The following is a 23,220-nucleotide window of genomic DNA, read 5'->3' as shown; positions in this document are numbered from 1 at the left end:
AATGCCATGCTGCCCACGCTCACCGATATCGAAGCTCGGATTCTCGGCTGTCTCATGGAGAAATCGGTCACCACGCCGGATCAATACCCGCTGACGCTCAACGCGCTCACCAACGCGGCCAACCAGAAATCGGCACGCGATCCGGTCATGTCGCTCAAGCCGGCCGAAGTTCAGCGCGCCTGCCGCGCGCTCGGCCAGCGCAGTCTGCTGCATATCGAGGAGAACTTTCGTAACGGCACGGAAAAATACAAGCAGCGACTGTGCAACACCCAGTTCGCCGATCTGAAGCTCGACCGCGCCGAGTTCGCCGTGCTTACCCTGCTGCTGCTGCGCGGTGCGCAGACACCGGGTGAGCTGCGCGCCCGTAGCGGCCGCCTCCACGACTTTGCCGACAACGCCGCGGTCACCGCCGCCGTCGCGGAGCGGGTCGGCGAGGACGACAGCGCCTTGCTCGTCGAGCTGCCGCGTACGCCCGGCCGCAAGGAAGCAGAGCTGATGCATCAGCTCTGCGGGCCGGTGGACCGATCGGCGCATGCCGAAAAGGCAGCCGCCAATCGCAGCGGCTCCGCGGCAACCGCGCGGGTTGCCGAGCTCGAAGCACGGGTGCAAGCGTTGGAGGCCGAGAACGCGGCGTTGCGTCAGCGTCTGCGCGAGCCAAACTGATCCTCGGCTGCGGGCGCGGGCGAGGTGCCGTGGCGCGCTCGAGCATCGGTCGGCCGCTTGACGTCGCATGGAGATACGACGGCCTTGCGTTTACACACGCCAGTCGGTAAAGGAAAAACGACCCCGCCGCGTCAGCGAACGCTGGTGCACGCCGACGCCCAGCGGCCACCGGGCATGGCGCCGTCGAACATCGACGCGGGCGGATCGCGTTGCCACTGCTCGGACGGGCGGCGTACACCCTCCCCAGGCGCCGGCCCCCCGTCGCTACGGCCTCTCTGTGTCACAGCATTGACGGAATTCGGATATCGACAGAAAACGCCGTTCGCTCTTGCCAATGGCTCGCGCTGCGACAGTGCGTGCTCGCCAGGCCCCACTCCCACCGGGACTGAGCCAGCGGACTGATACAACTCGGCCGAACGACGACTCGCGCCGCGCGGCGAGGAGCCGTGTCTGCGCGCTGCGCGGCGACGGTCGTGCGCATATTTGGCTCGGCCGGGCACATCAGCGGGCGCATAGAACTTGATGTATAGGCCACATTCTGGCCTGGTGAACCTCAATGGTTCTTTCCGATGGACGACGCATGACCGCTGTTCGTGACGCTCTCAAGCTCGCCGTGGCCGGTGCCGCCGCTGCGGCCTGTATCTATTATCCGCAGCCGCTGGCCGCGCGTATCCAGTCGTCGTTCGATCTGTCGGCGCTGTGGGGCGCAATGCCCATGACCGCCGCGTTCATCGTGCTGACCTCGGGTCCGGTGCTGTTCGGGCGGTTCATCACCGTGGCCCGGGCCATGCGACTGGTGCTGGTCACCGAACTGGCGCTGGCAGCGCTGTTTGCCGCTCAGGCGCTGGTGAGTTCGGCGAACGCTTATTTCGTCATCCGCGGGTTGCAGGTACTGCTGCTGCCGCTGCTGATTCCGGCCGTGATCACCGGGTCGTCGAATATTCGCGGCTCGGACAATCGCGCGCGGGATCTGGCGTTCTATACGGCCGGCACGATCGTGGGCGGGGTCGGCGGCCGGCTGGTAGCGGTGGGCTCGATCGCCTTGTCGCACTGGCAGCTCGGCAGCCTGGCAATCACGGCCATGCTACTGTTCTCGGCGGCGCTGCTGCGTCATCCGCCGACGCTGGCCTCGGAACTCAAGATCACCGGTAACGGCATTCAGGGCACCACACCGGCACCCGTCGTCGCGCGCAAGAGCTGGCAAAGCGCGGTAAGCCTGTCCTATCTTGGCCTGGCGCTGTCGTTCGCCACGCTGACCGCAATCCTGACCTGTCTCCCGTTCGAGATCGGCTACGAACGCGGCGGCACGCTGATGCTGGCGATCGTTTACGGCGGCTATGCGGTGGGTATCGTCACGTCGCTGGGCGCGCCGCGTATCACCCGGGTCAGCCGCGGCCTGCCCAATGCCACGCTCGCGGCTTCGATCGTGTTCACGCTGGGCCTGCTCGGTGTGATTCTGGGCGCATTCGCCGCACTGGTCGTCGGCGTGGTGATGCTGTGCGGCAGCATGGTCTTTCTGCAAGCCACACAGATCGTGCTGCTCAACGACTACTTCGCCCGGTCCCAGTCCGGCACGGTCAACGCACTGTTCGTGGCGGCCGTGTTCGCAGGAGGCACGCTGGGCTCGAGCGCGATGGTGTGGTTGTACGAGCAGATCGGGTGGACGAGCGTACTGGGTGTATGTGTCGTTTTTGCGCTCGCGGCCGGCGTGTGTGTGTACGCTGCCGCTCGGGCCCAGGCGCTCGACGCACGACGGCTCGCGGCCACGACGCACACGACACGCTGACCGCTATCCGTTCGATTCGCGCGACGCCGGCGGTCCTATCGTGATCGGCGACTGCGCGGGGCGAGACGGATCAGGCTTCGTGGGCACGGCGGGCGTCGTACATGGCCTGCGCAGGGTCACCCGTCGCGGCGGCGGGCCTGCCGGGCAGCAGTCGGCGTCGCCGAAAGCCATACCTGTCGCGCCCGCACGTCGCGCGGCGGTGAGTTCTTTCCGCCGCTGAAGCCAACCGGGGCATTCTACGGATTGCTCCGCGGTTGGTCGCGGCCGGTAGGATGATGCGATACCGGCCGACCGGCCGTCCGCGCAACCCCTGCCGCAAGGAGCCCGATGCACAACGAGTCCGTGCACCTCAAGTTGCTGACGTTGATCGGCGTAATTCTGGCCATTGGCGCGATGCGGGTCGGTTACCCGGTGATCATGCCCGCGATCACGGCCCTGTTCATCATTGCCACGGCCTGGCCGGTAAAGAACTGGCTCGACGCGCGTATGCCCACCGTACTGAGCTATATCGGCACGGTCATCATGCTCATGGTGCTGTTTCTCGGCTTCTTTGCGCTGATGTACTACGCCGTGGCCCAGGTCGCGCAGCACTTCTACGATCATCAGGAGGAGTTTCGCGCGCTCTACAACCGGTATACCGGCTGGGCGGAAGCCAACGGATTACCGGTGTTCGGCAACAGCGGCGGGTTCGACCGCCTGACGGGTATCGCGCGATCGCTGCTCTCGGATGTTTACACGATTCTGAGCTATCTGGGCCTGATCGCGGTCATCGTCATCATGGGGCTGCCGGAAATCCCCGCCCTCGGTCGCAAATTCGCCCACGAGTTCGATCGGGACCAGAGCCGCGAGCTGTATGTCACCTCGCTGCGCATCGCGGCCAACTTCCGCAGCTATGTGATCATGACGGTGATCTCGAGCCTGATCACGGGCGTGGCATCGACGGCATGGGCGTTGGCCATCGGGCTCGATCTCGCGACGCTGTGGGGCGTGCTCAATTTCCTGCTCAACTTCATTCCGGTGGTCGGCAACATTGCCGGGATCGTTCCGCCGACGCTGTATGCGCTGATCCAGTACGACGGCTGGACGATGCCGGCAGTGGTATTCGCAGGATATGCGGTGCTCCAGATCGTGATCAGCAACTTCGTCTATCCCATGCTGCAATCGCGCGGTCTGTCGCTGCCACCGGTATCGATCATCCTGTCGCTGCTGTTCTGGAGCTGGCTATGGGGTTTTGCCGGCGCGCTGCTGGCCGTGCCGCTGACCGCAGCCTTCATCATCGGCGGTCGCCAGTTCAGCAGCACCCGACGGATCGCCTATCTGCTCACCCAGGACGATCACGATCAGCTCGAGTAACCGACCAGCCGCCGGCAACCGCTGGAGCACGGGCGTCGTATCCGGTTAATGTGAATCACGGCCCATCCTGGATAGACTTCATGCACCGCCACCTCCGGCTTGTCGTCTGGATGGCGTTGTTCGTGGGCAGCGCGGCCCAGGCACAGACGTTCGTATGGCGCATCCAGGGCCATTCGAACACAGTCTATCTGGCCGGCGCACTGCATCTGCTTCCCGAACGCGCCTATCCGCTGCCCACAGCCTACGAGCGTGCGTATGCCGACTCGGCCTTGCTGGTCGTGGAAGCCGACCAGGATGCGCTGCAAAGCGATCAGACACGGCGCGCGATGCTCGCCGCCGCCCGCTACGACGAGGGTGACCTGGCCGGTCATCTGGATGCCGACACGTATCGACGCACCGAAGCACTGCTGGAACGGCTCGGGCTGTCGAGCCAGCGTATGGCCGCAGCGCGACCCTGGTTCGTGTCCATGGCGATCGAGGCCAAGGCATTCGGCGACGCAGGCTTTCGAGGCGATCTCGGGCTGGACGGAAATTTCTATGCGCGCGCCCAGGCAGACGGCAAGACGATCCTGCCGCTGCAGCCGGTCGCCGCTCATCTGGCGGTGGTCACTGACATGCCCGAGGCGCTGTCGCGCGATCAGCTGTCGGCCACGCTCGACAACGCCGACGAACTGGCTGCTGCGCCTCAGGAACTCTACGACTTCTGGCACCACGGCGACGTAGCGGGCTTTACCGCATCAGTCACCGACCAGGCCGATGCCTATCCCGCCCTCTACGACCGGCTGATCTTCGATCGCACGCGGGCCTGGCTGACGCCGATCACGGCCGTGCTGCACAGTCCGGACAATGCCATGGTGCTGGTCGGCGCTGCGCATCTGGTCGGCCCGCACGGGCTGATCGCACTGTTACGCGAACGTGGCTACGACATCCGCCGTCTCGACTGACAGCCGTCGGCGCCGGGGCCTGGTGAAACCCGGACAATTCATATGTCCCTGCCGGTTGCGTTCATGAATCCGCTATCGGAGCGGCCGCGCCTCGCGTGTGACCTCGTCGCGTCGAAAACAGTGCTCGGCGTGATCGTTGACCATGCCGACCGCTTGCATCCAGGCATAGACGATCGTGGGGCCGACGTACTTGAAACCGCGCTGCTTGAGCGCTTTCGACAGCTCGGCCGACACCGGCGTGGCGGTCGGCACATGCACTCCGTCGCCGCATACCGGCTCGCCGCCGACGAACGACCACACGAACGGCGCGAACGCCTCACCGGACGACTCCATCGCCAGCCATGCCCGGGCGTTGCCGATCACCGCCTCGATCTTGGACCGCGAGCGCACGATCCGCGCGTCCGCGAGCAGCCGTTCGACGTCGCGCTCGTCGAAGCGAGCCACCACGTCGGGTTCGAAACCGGCGAACACCTCCCGGAACGCCGGGCGCTTGCGCAATATCGTCAGCCACGACAGACCGGCCTGAAACCCGTCGAGCATCAGCTTTTCCCACAACGCCCGACCGTCGTACTCGGGCACTCCCCACTCACCGTCGTGGTAGGCGCACAAAAGCGCGTTGTCGCCGGGCCAGGCGCAACGCAGCCGTCGGCCATGTGCTTCATGGGCATGCGCGTCGTTCATGTTTTGCATCCGTCGATCGAGCCACTAACATCGAGTGCCTATCCAGGCGCCGCAAGGCGACGCCGCTCCAGCGGAGTCTTTCATGAGCCAGCCGTTTGTTCCAGATCGCATGGCCGCGATGCAGCTTATCGGCCACGGGGGAATCGAACAGCTCGTCTACCGTGACGATGTCCCGGTGCCGCGTCCCGGTGCGGACCAGCTGCTGGTCCAGGTCACCGCCACAGCCAAGAACAACACCGATCGGAAAGCGCGCGAAGGACTCTACCCCACGCGCGACAAGGCCGACGTGACGTCGTTCGCGATCGGCGGCGAGACCACGCTCACCTTCCCGCGTATACAGGGGGCGGACATCGTCGGTCGTATCGTAGCGATCGGCGACGACGTGGACACCGCGCGTATCGGAGAACGCGGGCTGCTGGACTTCAATATCTATGCCGGCACACGACGCGATCTGAATCTCACGCCCGACTATTACGGCCACGGTGCCGACGGCGGCTTCGCCGAATATGTCGTGGTTCCGTGCGATCAGTTTCATGCGGTCGACAATCCCGACCTGGCCGATGCAGAACTCGCGGCAATGGGAATGTGCTCCTATCAAACCGCGTATCACATGATGACGGCGGCCGGAGTGAGCGCCGGCGAACGCGTTCTGGTGACCGGCGCCAGCGGCGGTGTAGGCACCGCGCTGATCCAGCTGTGTCGTATCGTCGGCGCGATCCCCTACGCCTTGAGCCGGCGCGACAAGACCGATGCATTGACCGCCCTCGGCGCCGAGGCGGTGTTCGATCGCACCGACATGAACGGCTTCACCGATCGGATACGCGCACTGACCGGCGGCCGGCCGATCGACGCCGTAATGGACCTGGTCGGCGGTGACATGACCCATCGCCTCATAGAGACCATGACCTTCGACATGCGCCAGCGCAGCACCTACCCGCGCCTGTCCATCGCCGGGGCCAGCGCGGCCAACGTCTCCGAGATCATGTGGACGGTGATCTATCTGTATCAGGTACAGATCTTCGGCGTGTCCCACGGCACCCGGGCCGAAGCCGAGCAGCTGGTCGAATGGATTCGTGCCGGCACGCTCAAGCCGGTGCTGCACGCCACCTTCCGGCTGTCCGAGCTGCACGAATGCGAGCGTTACTTCATGAACCGTGGCAGCGACTATCTCGGCAAGATCGTGGTCGTGCCCGACGCACAGTGGGCGCAGCACGGTGCGCCGTTTGCATGCGTGGCTCGCGCATGAGCCGTCAGCATGCGCTCACCCTCTTGGACACCCATGCGGGTGGCGATGTCAGCCGGATCGTCACCGGCGGCGTGGCGCCGCTGCCCGGTGCGACCGTGCGCGCACAGATGGAATACCTGCGCGACCACGCCGACGACCTGCGCCGGCTGCTGCTCGAAGAGCCCAACGGCATTCCCGAGATGTCGGTCGACCTGCTGGTACCGGCCACCGACCCGCGCGCGGCAGCCGGCTATATCATCATGGAGGTGATGGGCTATCCGATCTATTCGGGTTCGAATACGCTCTGCACCGCCACCGCGGTGCTCGAGACGGGTCTCGTGGAAAAACGCGAAGGCACGCAGCGCTTCATGCTCGAAGCACCCGCCGGGCTGGTGGAGATCACTGCCCAAGTGACTGACGGCGTGGTCGAGTCCGTCACCTGCGAAGGTCTGCCCAGTTATATCGATACCTACCGCGCCACCGTGCACGTGCCGATTCTGGGCGATGTCACCTACAGCGTGGCTTACAGCGGCGGCTTCTATGCGCTGGTCGACGCTGCCGAACTCGGCTTCGAGCTGGTGGCTGCCGAAGAACGACAGCTTGCCGAAACCGCGCATGCCATCGTCGAGGCGATTCGCTCGCGTATGCCCTTTCAACACTACAGCCTGGGCGATGTCGGTCCGCTGCCGTTTTTGCATTTCATGGGGCCCGTCGAGGAAGTCGAACCCGGCTTCTGCCGGTCGCGCTCGGCGACCTACGTGCACCCGGGCGTGATCTGTCGCAGCACTACCGGCACCGGCACCTCGGCGCGCCTGGCCCTGATGAACTATGAAAATCGCATCTCGCCCGGCGACCGTCTCGAAACGATCTCGCTCCGCAACACGCGTTTCATCGGCGAATTCACCAAATGCGAACGGATCGGTGCCCAGGTCGGCGGCGTGGACGTGGTCAAGAACACGATCACCGGCCGGGCCTTCGTGATCGCCCACGCCGAGATCGTGGCCAACAGCGACGATCCGATGGTGGCACATCTTCGTCTCGACGGGACCGTGAATCCGCGCTGATCGCCCACGGCACAGGGTGCGCGCCCACCCCGTCCGACCCCATAAAATGACTGGCGCTTGTTCCAAAGGAGGGACGATGGACTGGTCGTCGAAGCAGTATGTGAAGTTCGAAGCCGAGCGCAACCAGCCGATCCACGATCTGCTCGCCCGGCTGCCCGTCCACGGCGTCCACCGTATCGCCGATCTGGGCTGCGGTCCGGGCAATTCCACCCAGCTGCTGCGACAGCACTATCCCGAGGCGGAGATTATCGGTATCGATCGCTCCTCCGACATGCTCACCGCCGCCCGCGAACGCTTGCCCCGACTGACGTTCGATCAGATCGACATCGCCGACTGGCGGCCGACGCAACGCTTCGATCTGGTCTTTGCCAACGCCTCGCTCCACTGGCTGGGCGAGCATCACCGTTTGTTCAAACGGCTTTTGACCACGCTGGCGCCCGGCGGACGACTCGCGATCCAGATGCCCGACAACCTCGACGAACCCGCTCACGCGCTGATGCGTGAAGTGGCCGCCGAACCCCGGTGGGCGCCGCTGGAACTCACCACGAGCCCGCTGCGCGCGCCGCGCCATACGCCAAGCTGGTACGTCGCCCGGCTCAAGCCTCACGTAGCCAGCCTCGATGTATGGCGCACGACCTATCACCATCTGATCGCCGACGGCGTCGACGGCGTGGTCGAATGGTTCAAGGGCTCGGGGCTGAGGCCTTATCTGGCGCCGCTGGGCGCCGATGACCGGGACGCCTTCCTCGAAGCCTACCGGCGTCGACTCGCGGCGGCCTATCCGGTGCTTGACGACGGCACGCTCGTATTGCCTTTTCCCCGACTGTTCATGGTGCTGGGCGTCGAATAGGACGGTGGCCCGTCAGCCTGCCCCCTGCATATACCGGCGGCTGCCGCCCGGCAGGGCGAAGCCGCAACCTGACGAGAACCACAGGCCTTTGGCGTCGCGCAATCATACTTTTGACTTACGTGGATCAAGAGCGCAGGTTATCGCGCTTCGCGTCCTGCCGTACGGCGATCACCCATGGCCCAAATACGTAATCCGGTGCCCATCTTCCTGGCACTGGCCACCGGTGGTTTTGCCATCGGCACCACCGAATTCGCAACGATGAGCCTGCTGCCCAATATCATGCGCGGGCTGGCTATCGACGAGTCCACTGCCAGCCATCTGATCAGCGCTTATGCGCTGGGCGTAGTGGTAGGCGCTCCGCTGATTACGGTGATCGCCGCCCGTCTGCCGCGCAAGCCGCTGCTGATCGGCCTGATGATCACCTTCGCACTGGGCAACGGTCTGAGCGCGCTTGCACCCGACTATGGCTGGATGCTGCTGTTCAGGTTCCTGTCGGGCCTGCCGCACGGCGCCTATTTCGGCCTGGCATCGCTGGTCGCCGCCTCTGTCGTCGCGCCGCATCGACGCACCCAGGCGGTCGGCTACGTGATGCTCGGGCTGACCCTGGCGACCATCGTCGGCGTGCCGGCGGCCACCTGGCTGGGCGGGATCGTCGGCTGGCGCTGGGGCTACTGGGCGGTCACCGCGATCGCGCTGCTGGCCGCGGCGCTGGTGAGCGTCTATGCCCCGTTCGAGTCCGCAGCCAGCGGCGCGCACCCGAAACGCGAACTCGGCGCTCTGCTGCGGCCGAACGTATGGCTGACGCTGTCGATTGGCGCCATCGGTTTCGGCGGCATCTTTTCGGTCTACACCTATCTGACCACCACGCTGTCGCAGGTCACCGGACTAGCCGATGTCTGGATACCGTTGGTGGTCTCGGTGTTCGGCATCGGCATGACCGTGGGCAATATCGTGGTACCAAAGTTCGCCGACCGCGCGCAGATGCCCACGGCCGGGGCCACACTGGTCTGGTCGGCGATATCGCTGGCGGCATTCCCGCTCGCCGCACCGCACGTTTGGGCGATCACCCTGGACGTGTTCTGTATCGGCATGAGCGTGGCCATGGCGGCCATACTCCAGACCCGACTGATGGATGTGGCTGGCGACGCGCAGAACCTTGCAGCCGCGCTCAACCACGTGGCCTTCAACGCGGCCAACGCGCTCGGGCCACTGCTGGCCGGCAGCGTGCTGGCGATGGGCTACGGACTGGGCTCGACCGGGCTGGTCGGTGTAGGGCTGTCCTGTGCCGGCATGGTGATGTGGGCGATCACCTATGCCTACGACCGTCGCCTGGCAGGGCGCGAGACCGCACCGCACGCGTAATCCGGCCGGCGGACGACGCGCGGACGCCGCTCATCCGTGCGGGACACAACGCATGTAGTGGGCCGCGATCGCGCCCGGCGTGGTCAGCCAGATATCGTCCCGATGGGCTGCAATATGCGCAAGCGCACGGCGCAGCGCCCGCAGCCGGAACGGCTGACCCATGATGTAGGGATGCAGGGCGATGCCCATCACCAGCGACTGCTGGCACGACTGCTCATACATTTCATCGAACTGGTCGACGATACGCGCGCTGAACTCGCGATAGTCGATATGGTGCGCGACGATCGACGGAATATCGTTGATCTCCTGCGGATAGGGCACCGACAGAATCTGCCCGGGCGCACCGCGGGTCGCCATCCAGGTCGGCTGATCGTCATGCGCCCAATCAAGATGATAAGCAAAACCGGCTTCGGCCAGCAGATCCGGGGTGATGTGACTCTGGGCAATCCACGGCCCCAGCCAACCCGCCGGGCGCTCCCGGAAGGCTTCGCTTAATCGATCGCGTGATTCGGCGATCAAGGCCGCCTCATCGGCCTCGTCGAATTCGTTCTGCGACTCGCTGTTGGTCCGGCCATGGGCAATCAGCTCGCAGTCGAGCCGGTTTCGGTAGGCGTGAATCAGCTCGGGACAGTGATCGATCATGCCGGAATTGACGATCAGCCCCACGGGAAACTCGAGCGCCGCGAACAGGTCCAGCAGGCGCCAGGCGCCGACGCGGTTGCCGTAATCCCGCCATGCGTAGTTGAGCACGTCCGGTTCGCGTCGCCCGTCGGCCAGCGCGGCCCCGTAGCCCTTGCCGAAATGGAAGTGTTCGAAGTTCAGACCGATATAGACCGCCAACCGTTTGCCATCCGGCCAGTCGAAAGCCGGGCGATCATGGATGGCGCGATAGTCAAAGCGGCCGTGACCGGCCATTTCGATAGGCATATGCGGCGCGTGGGTCGATGAGCACAAGCGCGGATTGTAACCGGCCGGCTCGGCAGTAATCGCGCGTGCAGGACCGCCTGCGTCGGAATCGATCCGCACTGGCCGCCGCGGTCGCGGCGGCTTTCGACGACCTGCCCGGGATGCAGCCGAGCACATGGCACGTTAGGCTCGGACTGGGGGTAGTGGCATGTGGAATAACGATAAAAGCGGCGCCCACAGGGGCATCCGATACGCCTTCATCCTGGTCTGGCTGTGTCTGGTCGCGCAGGCCGCTGGTGCGGTCCAGCCGCCCGCCGTGACACTGGCCGAGGCCTACGCGCCGGGCGTCGATCTGGACGACTACTGGGTCAGCGAAAAATTTGACGGCGTACGCGGCTACTGGGACGGCGGGCGTCTGCTTACCCGCGGCGGCACGGTGATCGCCGTGCCCGCCTGGTTTACCGCCGGGTGGCCAGACACACCGCTCGACGGCGAACTCTGGACCGGGTACGGCGAATTCGCGCGCGTGTCGGGCATCGTGCGCTCGCAGGAGGCTGACGACACGGCCTGGCGCCAGGTGACCTATCGAGTCTTCGATCTACCGGCACACGCTGGCGACTTCGATCGACGTGTGCCGGCGATCGACGCCGCGGTCGCTTCGATCGATCAGCCCTGGGTACGTGCCATCGAGCAATTCCATGTCGCCGATACGCGGGCCCTCGAGGCCGCACTTCATCGCGTGCTGGAGCGCGGCGGCGAAGGGCTCATACTCCATCGCGGCACGGCCGACTACCGACCGGGACGCAGCGACGATCTGCTCAAGCTCAAGCCGTTCACGGACGCCGAAGCGCGCGTGATCGGCATCAACCCGGGCAACGGGCGGCTCGCCGGGCTGATGGGCTCGCTGGAGGTGCGTATGCCCGACGGGCGCGAATTCGCGATCGGCAGCGGCTTTACCGACGAACAACGCGCCGATCCGCCAGCGATCGGGTCGTGGATCACCTTCCGCTATAGCGGGTTCACCGTCACCGGCCTGCCCCGCTTCGCCCGCTTTCTGCGGCGCCGGCCCGGCGGGCCGCCGCCGGAGATCACGGCCGGGCATGCGCGCGGCTCGCGCTGAGAACAAGGCGCTATAGACAGGTCGTACCGTCTAGAGCTTTACGTCGAAACCCTCGAACTGCGGCGGGCCTAGATAGATCTCCTTGCGCGATCCGGCGTTTGCGTGGGCCTTGCGAAAGGCCTCGGAGCGCGTCCAGGCCTCGAACGCGTCGCGCGATTCCCAGAGCGAATGCGAGGCGAACAACGTATGCGCCTCGGTGGTTTCGCCCTGTAGCAGATTGAAGCGCTTGAACCCCGGCACCTCCTGGAGATGGGTATCCCGGCCACGCCAGATGTCGAGGAATTCCTCTTCGTGGCCCGGTTTGATCTTGAATCGGTTCATGGCGATGAACATTGCGGTCTCCAGTCTTGGGATCGACCGCCGAGTATACGGATACGCCGGGCGTATGGATGGCAGAAAGTTGTGTTGTGCAGCTAAACTGCCGCGCTTCGCTCGCCCGTGTCGTCCAGGAAGTCCCCGTGCTCGTCCGTATTCTCGAGATCACCCTGCCGGTGTTCGGCGTCATTGCCTTGGCCTATGTGTATGGCCGTGCGCGCCCGACCGATCTGCGCGATGCCAATCGCTTGAATATCGCGATTTTCACGCCGGCGCTCATCTTCCATGCGCTCACCGAGCGTTCGGGCGGCGGCGATGACTTCGTACTGGCGGCGCTCGGCGCGCTGGTGATCGTGCTCGGGTCCGGGTTGCTGGCCTGGGTCTGGGCTCGCGCAACCGGTCGCGATACGGCTGTCTATGTTGGCCCGGCCATGTTCAACAACTGCGGCAATCTCGGCCTGCCGCTCGGCGTACTGGCGTTCGGCGACGATGCGCTGCCTTTGGCGGTCGTGCTGCTGGTCACCGAGAACCTGGTGCAATTCACCGTCGGGCTGTGGCTGCTGGGTGATTCGATCCATATCAAGCGTCTGGCGACCAATCCGATGCTGGTCGCCACCGCCGCAGGCGTGGTGTGCATGATCATGGACTGGCATGCGCCGGCGATCATCGAGCCCGGCATCCGTATGCTCGGCGATGTATCGATCCCGCTGATGCTGGTGGCCCTGGGCGTACGCCTGGCCGACGGTGCGTCGGGTCAGTGGGCCGCGGGATTCTGGGGCGGTCTGGCCTGCCCGGCCACCGGTCTGGCAATCGCCATTCCCTGGGTATGGCTGACGCAGCCTCCGGCGCCGCTGGGCGCCCTGCTGATCGTCTTCGGCGCCTTGCCACCGGCTGTGCTCAACTACATGCTGGCCGAGCAGTTTGATATCGCACCACAGCGCGTGGCCGCTATTGTGGCGGTCGGCCATGTGATTGCGCTGGCCGTCATTCCGCTTACGTTGTACTTCGTGCTCTGATAACGGGCGCGCTATCCCCTCAAACCAGGAGTTGCCATGCCATTGGTCAATATCGCCATTCTCGAAGGCAAGGGCGCGGACTATGCCCGTGCCGTAGCCGACGGCGTCAACGAAGCCGCAATCTCGCAGCTCGATTTCCCGGCCGACGATCGCTATCAAGTGATCACCGAACATCCCGAACACGCCTTGCAGCTGCAAACACGCCGTGGCGACCGGGTGATGATGTCGCTGGTCATGCGTTCCGGTAAGAGTGACGCCCAGAAGAAGGCTTTCTACGCCCGTTGCACAGACAATCTCAAACGCGATCCGGGCATCGACCCGCACAACGTGATGATGACGATCGTCGAAAACGACGATATCGACTGGTCGTTCGCCGACGGCAAGGCGAGCTTCTTCGCAGACTGAGGGCCGCGAGTTCGCTGGCCGCTGATCGCCCGGTCGAACGGCGCGCGTCCAGTGTCGGCCTGACATTTTCACGCCGGTTCCGATCGCCGGGCTGACCGGCCGGGCCGTGCAATCGAATCATTCGGCGAAACGCGGCCACCCTTAATGAAAAGCCGGCGAACGACGTCGCCGGCTTTTCAAGGCACTGCGGTTTTCGCGCGTCAGGCTTTCTGTTCTGCCAGCGTCGGGTAGTCGGTATAACCGGTCTCGTCGCCGCCGTAGTAGGTGGACTCGTCCGGCTTGTTCAACTCCGCGTTCTGACGGAACCGCTCGACCAGATCCGGATTGGCGATATACGGCCGTCCGAAGGCGGCGCCGTCGCCGTAGCCGTTTTCGATCAGCGCTTCGGCCCGCTCGGCGGTGTAGTGACCACAGAAAATCAGTGCGCCATCGCAAAAGCGCTCGCGGATCGCATGCCGGAATTCGTCAGTGAGCTTGATATCGCCGCCGGCCCAGTCCGGTTCGTTGACGTGCAGATACGCCAGGCCGCGCTCGTTGAGCTGCTCTGCCATGTAGAACGCCATCGCCTTGGGTTCGTCGTCCGTCAGCCCGAAGATTTCGATGAACGGCGACAGACGGATGCCCACGCGATCGGCGCCCATGACTTCGCAGACGGCATCGACCACCTCGAGCGGCAGACGCGCGCGATTCTCGATCGAGCCACCGTAGGCGTCGGTGCGCGTGTTCGATCCGGTCGCCATGAACTGCTGTAGCAGATACGCGTTGGCCGCATGCACCTCGACCAGGTCGAAGCCGGCTCGCTTGGCCCGAATAGCTGCCTGACGATACTCGTCGACCACATCAGGAATCTCCTTTGTTTCCAGCGCACGCGGCGTGCTGGAATCCTGGAGCCCGTTGGAGCCGTCCTCGAACTCCACGAAGCTCTGGGCGCCCTCTCCACGGATCGCCGAGGGAGCGACCGGCTTGCGGCCGTCCGGATGAACCATTTCGTGACCGACACGTCCGACATGCCACAACTGCAGACACATGCGTCCGCCGGCATCGTGGACCGCGTCGACCACGCCCTTCCAGCCGGCTTCCTGTTCGTCGGTGAATATGCTCGGCGTGTAGACATATCCGCGCGCGCCTTCGGAGATGTTGGTGGCCTCGGAAATGATCAGACCGGCCCCGGCGCGCTGGGCATAATATGTCTGCTGCATGGGCCCGGGTACCTGATCGGGCGTGCGCGAGCGGGTCAGCGGCGCCATGATCACCCGGTTGGGCAGCTCGACTGCGCCGAAAGTCACCGGTGAGAGAAGTTTTTCGAAAGACATGAAAGATCCTTGTCGTTGCACGAGCAATACATCACAGGAGGTGGCGCTGACCGGATCCAAATCAAGTCGCCCATCGTCGGCACAATGAAAAAAGGCCCCGCCGCAATCCGACGAGGCCCGGTATGCCGGGCAGGCGATGACTCGCCCGCCGGATAGCCGAACGGCTACTTGACCGTCAGCGTGCCCTTCATGCCCGCGGCGAAATGGCCCGGGAAGGTGCAGATATAGGTGTACTCACCCGGCTCGGTCGGCGCCTTAAAGGTGACCGTGTCCGACTCGCCACCGCCGACGAGACCGGTATGGGCGATGATCTGATCGCTCATATCCGACGGAATGTAGTCGTTGGACTTGGCTTTGGCAGCCGCTTCGTCGATCTTCTGAGCATCCGCATCGGCCTTGAGCAGCACCCAGTTGTGGGCCATCGCTGCGGCCGGCAGCTTGCTGTTGTTGGTGAGTTTAATCGTGATCTCCTCACCCGGCTTGGCGCTGATCGCCTCTTCGCTGAACCGCAGGCTGTTCTTGCCTTCGATCTCGACGGTCTTGGCCTGAACCGCGAAGGCCGACGCCGACAGAACGGCAAACAGCATGAAAACCAAAGATTTTTTCAACATCAGGATCTCCTTCGATCGTTGTTCGTATGCATCATGCACCGATTGCCATGTCGTTGACAAACAGTGCGTTCGTACACGGCCCGGTTTGCACGGACCAGCATACGATATGCGGCAATTTGTCGCACCAGAACGCTAACCCGTACGGACTGAACCCAAACTGACGCCGAGCCGGTGCCGACGATCCGATCGCCCACGAACAGGCGCGTTCCGATGACGACGGCGCGCCAGGCGCAAATGTCAGAAGACGATGACCTGGCGAATGGCCTGACCGGCGGCCAGTCGTTCGAAGCCCAGATTGATCTCGTCCAGCGTCAGCCGGTGAGTCAGCAGTCTGTCGACCGGCAGGCGGCCCGCCTGATAGAGCGCGATGTACTCGGGTATATCCAGTTTGGGCACATGCCCGCCCAGATACGAGCCCATCAACGTGCGCTCCTGGGCGACCAGCTGCAGGGCGTTGAGCTGCATGCGCGCATCTGGATGCTGAAGGCCGGCAGTGACCGTTTTGCCGCCCTTGCCGGTCGCCGCGAAGGCGAACTCGAGCGCTGCCTGCACCCCGGCGAACTCGGCGGCGACGTCCACGCCACCGCCGCTGAGCTTCTGTACCTGCTCGAGCGCATCGTCGTCTCGGGTGTTGACCGTGGCGGTCGCCCCCATTTCCACCGCCTTGGCGAGTTTGTCGTCGTCGATGTCCGCGGCGATGACCTGCGACGCCCCGCCGGCGATGGCGCCGAGCACGGCGGCCAGACCCACGCCGCCCAGGCCGACCACCAGCACGGTCTGGCCGAGCTGCAGCTTCGCCGTATGGATCATCGCCCCCACGCCGGTGAGCACGGCACAGCCGAACACCGCGGCGATCTCGTAATCCAGGGCCGGGTCGATCTTGACCAGCGACTCCCGACGCACGACGGCATACTCGGCGAAACCGGATATGCCGAGATGATGATGCACGTCCTGGCCGTTCTCGCTGAGCCGACGCTCGCCCGACAGCAGCGTGCCTTCGTTGTTGGCCGCCGCACCCGGCGTGCACAGGGCCGCGCGTCCGTCGGCGCAGTACCGACAGTGACCGCAGCTGGGCACGAACGAGCACACCACATGATCGCCGACCGCGAAGTCCTCGACGCCCTCGCCGACTTCGATGACTTCGCCCGCGGCTTCGTGACCCAGCACCATGGGGGTCGGACGCGGCCGGTTCCCGTTGATGCTCGACAGGTCCGAATGGCATAGCCCCGCGGCATGGATCTTGAGCATCACCTCGCCCGCGCCCGGCGGATCCAGCTCGAAGGTTTCGATCGACAGCGGACGGGATTCATCGAAAGGACGCGACGAGGTCATCTCTCGCAGCACGGCGGCACGGGTCTGCATGGTTTCTCCTTGGCAATAGGTTCGACAACGACCGAGTCACGGCCAGACCGGCAATCTATCATCGTCGACGGCCGATCGGCAGGGTCCGGTCGAGCCAGCCCGCCCCTTGAGGCACAATGCGCGTTTGCCAGCACACGCTGTTCGCCGATGAAAGACTGTCAGGCCACTCATCCAATGGAGATCGCGGGGCTCGAGCGCAAGCTGCCGTTGTTCGAAGTCGCCCCGGGGGTACGCATCGCCGTGCTCAACGTGCTCGGCGATACCGAGCTGGTCGAAACCGCCGCGCGGGCGCTGGCCGCGAAGCTGAGCTCGCTGGACTATGCCGTGCTGGTCACGGCCGAGGCCAAATCCATACCCTTGGTTCATGCGCTGTCGGTGGCCACCGGCAAGCCTTATGTCGTCCTGCGCAAGAACTACAAACCCTATATGGGCGACGCGCTCTCGGCCGAGACGCTGTCGATCACCACCGGCACGCCGCAGACGCTGTATCTGGATGCCAAAGACCGCCACATCATGGACGGCGCGGCGATCGTGCTCGTCGACGACGTGATCAGCTCCGGCTCGACGCTGCAGGCCATGCGCGCGATCACCGACCGGGCCGGCGCGGTGGTGGCTGCCGAGGCAGCGATACTGACCGAGGGCGAGCGCGAAAACTGGCATGAGATCGTCTCGCTGGGCCATCTGCCGGTATTCGGCGTGGACCCATAGGCCAGTCACAACTCGACACCCCCACGCCCGTGGCCTGACCGGCCCCCGTGACGTTTCAACACCGGCCGCGCACCGCGGCGTCGCCGATTGCGGTACATGATGCCGCGCGTCGGCCGATCGAGCGAACCGCGCCTCGATCAGCCTCGGTACTTGATTCGACGCCCAGCGAAGGCCGTATCCGGCGCATCGGCGTTGCGAGCCATGCTGATCCGCTGATTGCGCCGTCCGATCAAGCGCCGCTGCCATCGCCGTTCGGCGGCGGCCGCGGTCTTGTCGTCTGCCAGCCAGGCGTCCTGGAGCAGGAATTTACCGGCGGCGACGGCATCGGGCGAATAGTGGCTCATCCGGCCAGCGATTTCGCGCGCGTGTGCCTGCGGGTCGTCGGCGAGATGGGTCACCAGGCCGAGCCGATGCGCTTCGCGGCCGTCGATCACCTCGGCGCTCATGACCAGCTGTTTGGCGATATCGATGGACACCAGTTCACGCAAAAGCACGGCACCGCCCATGTCCGGTATCAGCCCCCATTTGGCTTCCATGATCGACAGCCTCGCGTCAGGCGAGGCAATGCGCACGTCGGCTCCGAGGGCCAGTTGCATGCCGGCGCCAAAGCAGTTGCCATGAATCGCGGCTACCACCGGCGCGCCGATCTCGCGCCAGCTCAGGCTCCAGCGCTGAAAGCGGTTGGCATAGGGCCGCCATAGTTCGGCCACGGCCGGCGCCGCGGCCAGCGGCGAGTCGAACACGGACTTGAAATCCAGCCCGGCACAAAACGACGGCCCGGCGCCCTCGACGACCACGGCCCGCACTTGACGATCCCGCGACAGCGATCGCGCGGCGTCGTTAACCGCGTCCAGCATCGCGAGGTTCATGCCGTTGTGCTTTTCGGGACGGTTGAGGCGTACGGCGGCCAGCCCGTCGTCGCGGCTGACCTGAAGACAATCGGTATGGGACATGCGCGCTCTCGACTGGGAGAATCGTCGCTATCGTGCCGTTTTCGGTCGTCGGCGACTACCGGCATCACGGCATGCCACGCACAGGACTTGGCTTACTATCTACGATCGCAGGACGTCGACAGATCGCCGATGGATACCGACACCACACTCATTCTGTTCCGAAACCTGGGCGTCGCACTGGCGATCGGCCTTCTGGTAGGCCTGGAGCGCGGCTGGCAACAACGGCAGGCCGACAGCGGCCAGCGCGTGGCCGGGCTGCGCACTTTTGCGATCATCGGCGTGGCCGGCGGCGTCACCGGCCATCTGGCACTCACGCTCGGCGCGATTGTACTTGGCATGGGCTTGCTGGCCGTTGCGGCCATTCTCATCTCTGCGCACCTGGTGTCCTCCCGCGAACGCGGCGAATACGGAATCACCAGCGAGATGGCGGCGTTCACCACCTACGCGCTGGCAGCGATGGCCACGCTCGGCTCGCCCGCGCTGGCTGCCGCGGGCGCGGTCGTCACCGCCACCCTGCTCGGTCTCAAGCCCGAACTGCACCGCTGGATCGAGCGCCTCGATCGCGACGAGCTGATTGCCGCCCTCAAGCTGCTGATGATCTCGGTGCTGGTGTTGCCGCTGATGCCCGATCACGGCGTCGGCCCGTGGGACACGCTCAACCCCTATCGGCTATGGACCTTGGTCGTGCTGGTGGCAGCGATCTCGTTCGCCGGCCACTTCGCAGTGCGCCTGCTCGGCCACGCCCGTGGGATACTGACCACCGGGGTGTTCGGCGGCATGGCCTCTTCGACCGCCTTGACTCTCCATTTCGCCCGTCTGTCCAGACGCACCAGCGGCATGGATTCGCTGCTGGCCGTGGGGGTTGTGCTGGCCCAGGCGATGGGCATGCCGCGCATGCTCGCGGTGGCTTCGGTGGCCAGCCCTGCCCTGGCGCGTAGCGCGATGGCGCCGTTGCTTGTGATGATGACCGTCGGCCTGTTATCGGCGCTGCTGCTGCATCTGCGTCTCGACACCGCCCATCTGCGCGCCCCGCGGCGCATGGGCCCGCCCTTTCGACTCAAGGACACGCTGCGCTTTGCCGTGCTGCTGATCGTCATCACCGTGGCCAGTGCGGCCGCGCACCGCCTGGTCGGCGATGCCGGCGTGTTCGCTATCGCAGCGGTCGCAGCCATGGGCGACCTGACTGCCGTGACCCTGTCGGTAGCTCAGCTCAGCCATTCGGGTGTGCCGATCGATACCGCCGCTCGCGCGCTGGTCGTCGCCGCGATCAGCAGCGTGCTGTTCAAGAGCTTTCTGGCCTACACCCTCGGTGGGCGTCGACTCGGTTGGCTGGTGGCTGCCAGTGCCGCCGGTGTCGCGTCCGTCGGGGGCGGCATGCTCTGCCTGATGACTCGCTTGCCGAGCCTGCCCGGGATCTGATCTGCGTGACCGCAACACCGCGGCCGGGCGCCGCGCCCGCCGGGGTAGCGACACACGATGGCTAGCGGCGTGCCTGCATGACCCGGCCGGTCAGTTCGGCATACTGGCGAGGGGCGAGAACCTCGGACAGCGGCCGCCACAGGGTGCCGGCGGGTCGCCGGCCCAGCACTGCAGGATCGCCCAGTGACAGCCGCTGACCGGTCTGCTCACGAATGGCGCGCTCGATGTCCGGCGCGCTCATGTGCTTCGGATCCAGGCGAATGACCCGGGCGTCGTCCATGTCCAGGGTCGTATAGCCTGAGCCGCCCGGCAGATAGATCGCCCCGGTGGCGAAATCCACGGCGAAGGCGATCACGCCCGGCACGATGAAAAACAGCAGTCCGACCGCATCCAGTATCGCGATCGCTGGGTCGATCCGTCCTTCGATCTGGCCCTTGCGTTCCGGGTAGAGCACCACGCCACAGGCGGTAGTGCCGATCAGCGTGACGGTCATGGCCGTGACCATGCCGACGCGTCGGACCCTGTATGTTCGATCTGGCATCCCTTACCCCCTTGATATTCTGACAATATTTTCAGGCGCGAGCTCGGCCGCGCTCGGCACGGATTATAGCGGCCCGAACGCAGCCGGCCAGCGGCCGACCGGACGGGTTGACAACAAAGCGCCGGGCAGGCGACAAAAAAGGCCATAACAAAAAGAGTTGGGAGGCGCTCATGAAATGCGCGACCCACCGTTCGCCGTACCGGCCCGCCGGACGTTGCGAGCCTGGTTTCACCCTCATCGAGCTGATGATCGTGGTGGCGATCGTCGGTGTACTCGCCGCGCTGGCGATTCCGGCCTATCGTGCCTATGTCGCTCGAGCCAAGGTCAGCGAAGGCTTGATCCTCGCGCAGCCACTGCGCCGCGCCGTGATCGAATATGTCTCCCTGCACGGCGGGCTGCCAGCCGTGGAAAACAATACCTGGAACCTGGTGCTCGACGAACTGGGCGTGGATTACACCGGCGAGGCCGGTGCGGCCAGCGGCACCTATGTCAAACGCATCTGGTGGAACAACAACGCCGACCACCCGGGTATCCGCATCAAGTTCGACGGCGGCGTGCTCGACAATCGCCGCTTGTATCTTCAGGCCGATGTATCCGGCGCAACGATCCGCTGGCACTGCACGGCGCCCTCTGGCGATGGGGTACCCGAGGCCTATCTACCGCCGCGTTGTCGATAGTCGGGCAGGCCGGCTACTGGCCTTCCTTGAACCGGCGAAGCTGACGACGCTGCTTCTTGTCCGGCCGATGAGTCGAGTGCGGCATTGAAATACGCGCCGCACGCCTTTGCTCGGCCTGTTCGCCACGTCGTTTGACGCTGGCCGGGGTCTCGACATAGAGCGTCTGCGCCTGGGATGCGGGGCCGCGCTTGTCGGATACCGCCTGAATATCGATTTCGAAACGGTCCTCGCCCTTGGTGACGTTCAGCCGCTGGCCGGGGCGCACTGACGTACTAGGCTTGGCATTGTGACCATCGACTTCGATCTTGCCGCCCTTGACAGCCGTCGAGGCGAGGCTGCGTGTCTTGAAAAAACGCGCAGCCCACAACCATTTGTCGACGCGCACCGCGGCGGGCTCGAACGACGGGGCTGGCTTGCGGGTATCACGGCTCATACGCAAACTGTGACATCAAACCGGCCCGACGAAAACGTCTAGTGCTCGCAAGATTCCGACTGCTCTACAAATTGCGTATCGATGACGGCGAAGTCCGTGTAGTCACGGGCAACGCCCCGCCGCGCTTCATTGCCGCGGTACGAGATATCGTGTCACTGCACGCCATCGAGCAGGGCGAGATCGAATGCAAGGGCGCGGGCCGCCATGCCCGCCTGCGATTTGCCGCCGGTTTTCCCGAAACAGGCCGGCAGGCCATACGCAATGTCTGGCCGGCGCCGACCACCCCCGGGCCCGGGTCCGGCCGACGTGCCCGCGGCTGAAACACATCGTTCATTGACGTATCGTTGGCCACGCTCAACGCACCGGGAGACAGGCGATGATTACAGTTCACCATCTGGAGGACTCGCGCTCGCAGCGTGTGCTCTGGCTGCTCGAGGAGCTTGGGCTGGAGTACGAGATCCGGCACTACCGGCGTGATCCCAAGACCATGCTCGCACCGGATGCCCTGCGCCAGGTGCATCCGCTGGGCAAATCTCCCGTGATCACCGATGACCAGCGCACGGTCGCCGAAACCGGGCTGATCGTGGACTACATCGTCGAACGCCACGGCGGTGGTCGTCTGGCGCCCGAGCGCGGCAGCGACGAGCGACTCCAGTATGACTACTGGCTGCACTATGCCGAAGGATCCGCCATGCCGCCGTTGCTGCTGCATCTGGTCTTCGACACCGTCGAAAAGAAATCGCCTTTCCTGATCAAGCCGATCGCCAAGGCCATCTCGGCGAACGTCAAGAAGCAGTTCATAAGGCCGCAGCTCGATCTGCATCTCGACTTCATGGAGAACGAGCTGCGCCAGCACGAATGGTTTGTCGGCAACCAGTTCAGCGCAGCCGACATCATGATGAGCTTCCCCCTGGAGGCTGCAGCGAGCCGACGCGGGCTGGAGAGCCGCTGCCCCCGGATCAAGGCATTCCTGGAACGTATTCATCAACGGCCGGCTTACCAGCGCGCACTGGAAAAAGGCGGCCCGTATGCCTATGCCTGAAACGAAAAGAGCCCGCGATCGCGGGCTCTCCTGAGGGGTTTCGGCGCCTGCCGACCCGATCAATCGCCCCCCACCGTCGCCTCGTCGCGCAGGCTGTCGACGGTCTTGCTGCCGATTCCACTGACGCGGGTCAGTTCATCGAGTTTGGCGTAGTCACCGTTTTCCTGACGATCCTCGACGATCGCGCTGGCTTTAGCCGGTCCGATACCCGACAACTGGGCGAGCTGGTCGGCGTCGGCCGTATTGACGTTGACCGCCGCAAGGGCGGCAGTCGCAACGACGCTCAGCGCGACAAAGAGACCTAGTAGCAGCTTTTTCATAATCATTCTCTGCTTATTGTTGTACGAAACTGCACGCTACACACAGCGAAAATCGCGATGCAAACAGCGAACGAATGCATCGCCTGCCCACAATTTGCAAAACGAATAATTTCAATTATTTGCGCGAAACAGTCCGTACGGCGGAAGTTCG

General features: G+C 64.7%; 26 protein-coding genes. 16 read left to right on the top strand and 10 right to left on the bottom strand.

The window, feature by feature from the left end; translation table 11 throughout:
• Positions 1–6: 6 nt before the first annotated feature.
• The 4 genes from T31B1_RS12010 (at position 7) to T31B1_RS11995 (ending at position 4,746) form a co-directional block, all read left to right on the top strand.
• Complete coding sequence (locus tag T31B1_RS12010; protein WP_353249747.1) at positions 7–663, top strand: YceH family protein; 657 nt, start codon at positions 7–9, stop codon at positions 661–663.
• Positions 664–1,243: 580 nt separating this feature from the next.
• Positions 1,244–2,449, top strand: a complete 1,206-nt coding sequence (locus T31B1_RS12005; RefSeq protein WP_353249746.1) for an MFS transporter — start codon at positions 1,244–1,246, stop codon at positions 2,447–2,449.
• Positions 2,450–2,776: 327 nt separating this feature from the next.
• Positions 2,777–3,802: an AI-2E family transporter gene (locus tag T31B1_RS12000; protein ID WP_353249745.1), complete on the top strand. Its 1,026-nt coding sequence runs from the start codon at positions 2,777–2,779 to the stop codon at positions 3,800–3,802.
• 80 nt (positions 3,803–3,882) lie between these two features.
• A complete protein-coding gene (locus tag T31B1_RS11995) occupies positions 3,883–4,746 on the top strand; it encodes a TraB/GumN family protein (protein WP_353249744.1) in 864 nt (287 codons plus the stop codon).
• A gap of 72 nt (positions 4,747–4,818) precedes the next feature.
• Here T31B1_RS11995 and T31B1_RS11990 read toward each other — a convergent pair whose 3' ends face one another.
• Positions 4,819–5,427 carry a DNA-3-methyladenine glycosylase I gene (locus tag T31B1_RS11990; RefSeq protein WP_353249743.1) on the bottom strand — a complete coding sequence of 203 codons (609 nt, stop codon included), beginning with the start codon at positions 5,425–5,427 and terminating at the stop codon, positions 4,819–4,821.
• A gap of 82 nt (positions 5,428–5,509) precedes the next feature.
• On the opposite strand from T31B1_RS11990, the gene T31B1_RS11985 reads away from it, so the two are divergent.
• The 4 genes from T31B1_RS11985 to T31B1_RS11970 all read left to right on the top strand — a co-directional run bounded on the left by T31B1_RS11985 (position 5,510) and on the right by T31B1_RS11970 (position 9,928).
• A complete protein-coding gene (locus tag T31B1_RS11985; RefSeq protein ID WP_353249742.1) occupies positions 5,510–6,673 on the top strand; it encodes a zinc-binding dehydrogenase in 1,164 nt (387 codons plus the stop codon).
• Complete coding sequence (locus T31B1_RS11980; protein ID WP_353249741.1) at positions 6,670–7,716, top strand: proline racemase family protein; 1,047 nt, start codon at positions 6,670–6,672, stop codon at positions 7,714–7,716. Before T31B1_RS11985 ends, T31B1_RS11980 begins: the two co-directional genes overlap by 4 nt.
• A 76-nt stretch (positions 7,717–7,792) precedes the next feature.
• Positions 7,793–8,566, top strand: coding sequence for a trans-aconitate 2-methyltransferase (gene tam / locus T31B1_RS11975; RefSeq protein WP_353249740.1), 774 nt, complete (start codon positions 7,793–7,795; stop codon positions 8,564–8,566).
• A gap of 174 nt (positions 8,567–8,740) precedes the next feature.
• Positions 8,741–9,928, top strand: a complete 1,188-nt coding sequence (locus T31B1_RS11970) for an MFS transporter (RefSeq protein WP_353249739.1) — start codon at positions 8,741–8,743, stop codon at positions 9,926–9,928.
• 30 nt (positions 9,929–9,958) lie between these two features.
• Here T31B1_RS11970 and T31B1_RS11965 read toward each other — a convergent pair whose 3' ends face one another.
• Positions 9,959–10,855 carry a polysaccharide deacetylase family protein gene (locus tag T31B1_RS11965; RefSeq protein WP_353249738.1) on the bottom strand — a complete coding sequence of 299 codons (897 nt, stop codon included), beginning with the start codon at positions 10,853–10,855 and terminating at the stop codon, positions 9,959–9,961.
• A 187-nt stretch (positions 10,856–11,042) separates the two neighbouring features.
• Between T31B1_RS11965 and T31B1_RS11960 the strand changes: the two genes are divergently transcribed.
• Complete coding sequence (locus T31B1_RS11960; RefSeq protein ID WP_353249737.1) at positions 11,043–11,954, top strand: DNA ligase; 912 nt, start codon at positions 11,043–11,045, stop codon at positions 11,952–11,954.
• A gap of 30 nt (positions 11,955–11,984) precedes the next feature.
• Here the strand turns inward: T31B1_RS11960 and hmuQ are convergent, their stop codons facing one another.
• Positions 11,985–12,287, bottom strand: a complete 303-nt coding sequence (hmuQ, locus tag T31B1_RS11955; RefSeq protein WP_353249736.1) for a heme-degrading protein HmuQ — start codon at positions 12,285–12,287, stop codon at positions 11,985–11,987.
• A gap of 125 nt (positions 12,288–12,412) precedes the next feature.
• On the opposite strand from hmuQ, the gene T31B1_RS11950 reads away from it, so the two are divergent.
• Together T31B1_RS11950 and T31B1_RS11945 are read left to right on the top strand one after the other, a co-directional pair.
• The gene (locus T31B1_RS11950; RefSeq protein WP_353249735.1) at positions 12,413–13,285 is read left to right on the top strand and encodes an AEC family transporter; all 873 of its coding nucleotides are present in this window, start codon (positions 12,413–12,415) and stop codon (positions 13,283–13,285) included.
• A 36-nt stretch (positions 13,286–13,321) separates the two neighbouring features.
• Positions 13,322–13,690: a tautomerase family protein gene (locus tag T31B1_RS11945; RefSeq protein WP_353249734.1), complete on the top strand. Its 369-nt coding sequence runs from the start codon at positions 13,322–13,324 to the stop codon at positions 13,688–13,690.
• A gap of 200 nt (positions 13,691–13,890) precedes the next feature.
• Here the strand turns inward: T31B1_RS11945 and T31B1_RS11940 are convergent, their stop codons facing one another.
• The 3 genes from T31B1_RS11940 to T31B1_RS11930 all read right to left on the bottom strand — a co-directional run bounded on the left by T31B1_RS11940 (position 13,891) and on the right by T31B1_RS11930 (position 16,976).
• Positions 13,891–15,003, bottom strand: coding sequence for an alkene reductase (locus T31B1_RS11940; RefSeq protein WP_353249733.1), 1,113 nt, complete (start codon positions 15,001–15,003; stop codon positions 13,891–13,893).
• 164 nt (positions 15,004–15,167) lie between these two features.
• Entirely contained in the window at positions 15,168–15,614 is a 447-nt protein-coding gene (locus T31B1_RS11935) for a plastocyanin/azurin family copper-binding protein (protein WP_353249732.1), read from the bottom strand.
• A gap of 237 nt (positions 15,615–15,851) precedes the next feature.
• Positions 15,852–16,976, bottom strand: coding sequence for a zinc-dependent alcohol dehydrogenase family protein (locus tag T31B1_RS11930; RefSeq protein ID WP_353249731.1), 1,125 nt, complete (start codon positions 16,974–16,976; stop codon positions 15,852–15,854).
• Between the two features lie 147 nt (positions 16,977–17,123).
• Here T31B1_RS11930 and T31B1_RS11925 point away from each other — a divergent pair, with 147 nt between their 5' ends.
• The gene (locus T31B1_RS11925) at positions 17,124–17,684 is read left to right on the top strand and encodes a phosphoribosyltransferase family protein (RefSeq protein ID WP_353249730.1); all 561 of its coding nucleotides are present in this window, start codon (positions 17,124–17,126) and stop codon (positions 17,682–17,684) included.
• 137 nt (positions 17,685–17,821) lie between these two features.
• Here T31B1_RS11925 and T31B1_RS11920 read toward each other — a convergent pair whose 3' ends face one another.
• On the bottom strand, positions 17,822–18,637 hold the full coding sequence (locus tag T31B1_RS11920; protein WP_353249729.1) for a crotonase/enoyl-CoA hydratase family protein: 816 nt from the start codon (positions 18,635–18,637) through the stop codon (positions 17,822–17,824).
• Positions 18,638–18,766: 129 nt separating this feature from the next.
• On the opposite strand from T31B1_RS11920, the gene T31B1_RS11915 reads away from it, so the two are divergent.
• Complete coding sequence (locus tag T31B1_RS11915; RefSeq protein ID WP_353249728.1) at positions 18,767–20,056, top strand: MgtC/SapB family protein; 1,290 nt, start codon at positions 18,767–18,769, stop codon at positions 20,054–20,056.
• Between the two features lie 61 nt (positions 20,057–20,117).
• Here the strand turns inward: T31B1_RS11915 and T31B1_RS11910 are convergent, their stop codons facing one another.
• Positions 20,118–20,549 carry a polyribonucleotide nucleotidyltransferase gene (locus T31B1_RS11910; protein WP_353249727.1) on the bottom strand — a complete coding sequence of 144 codons (432 nt, stop codon included), beginning with the start codon at positions 20,547–20,549 and terminating at the stop codon, positions 20,118–20,120.
• A 218-nt stretch (positions 20,550–20,767) separates the two neighbouring features.
• Here T31B1_RS11910 and T31B1_RS11905 point away from each other — a divergent pair, with 218 nt between their 5' ends.
• A complete protein-coding gene (locus T31B1_RS11905; RefSeq protein ID WP_353249726.1) occupies positions 20,768–21,274 on the top strand; it encodes a pilin in 507 nt (168 codons plus the stop codon).
• 13 nt (positions 21,275–21,287) lie between these two features.
• Here T31B1_RS11905 and T31B1_RS11900 read toward each other — a convergent pair whose 3' ends face one another.
• Positions 21,288–21,707, bottom strand: coding sequence for an RNA-binding S4 domain-containing protein (locus T31B1_RS11900; protein ID WP_353249725.1), 420 nt, complete (start codon positions 21,705–21,707; stop codon positions 21,288–21,290).
• 41 nt (positions 21,708–21,748) lie between these two features.
• Between T31B1_RS11900 and T31B1_RS11895 the strand changes: the two genes are divergently transcribed.
• Both T31B1_RS11895 and T31B1_RS11890 read left to right on the top strand, forming a co-directional pair.
• Complete coding sequence (locus tag T31B1_RS11895) at positions 21,749–22,027, top strand: DUF3634 family protein (protein ID WP_353249724.1); 279 nt, start codon at positions 21,749–21,751, stop codon at positions 22,025–22,027.
• 56 nt (positions 22,028–22,083) lie between these two features.
• Entirely contained in the window at positions 22,084–22,749 is a 666-nt protein-coding gene (locus tag T31B1_RS11890; RefSeq protein ID WP_353249723.1) for a glutathione S-transferase, read from the top strand.
• A gap of 59 nt (positions 22,750–22,808) precedes the next feature.
• Here T31B1_RS11890 and T31B1_RS11885 read toward each other — a convergent pair whose 3' ends face one another.
• Positions 22,809–23,069: a ComEA family DNA-binding protein gene (locus T31B1_RS11885; protein WP_353249722.1), complete on the bottom strand. Its 261-nt coding sequence runs from the start codon at positions 23,067–23,069 to the stop codon at positions 22,809–22,811.
• Positions 23,070–23,220 lie beyond the last annotated feature (151 nt).

This window comes from Salinisphaera sp. T31B1 (assembly GCF_040361275.1).
In the GTDB taxonomy this organism is placed as follows: Bacteria; Pseudomonadota; Gammaproteobacteria; order Nevskiales; family Salinisphaeraceae; genus Salinisphaera.
This window is presented reverse-complemented; position numbering and strand designations above follow the sequence as displayed.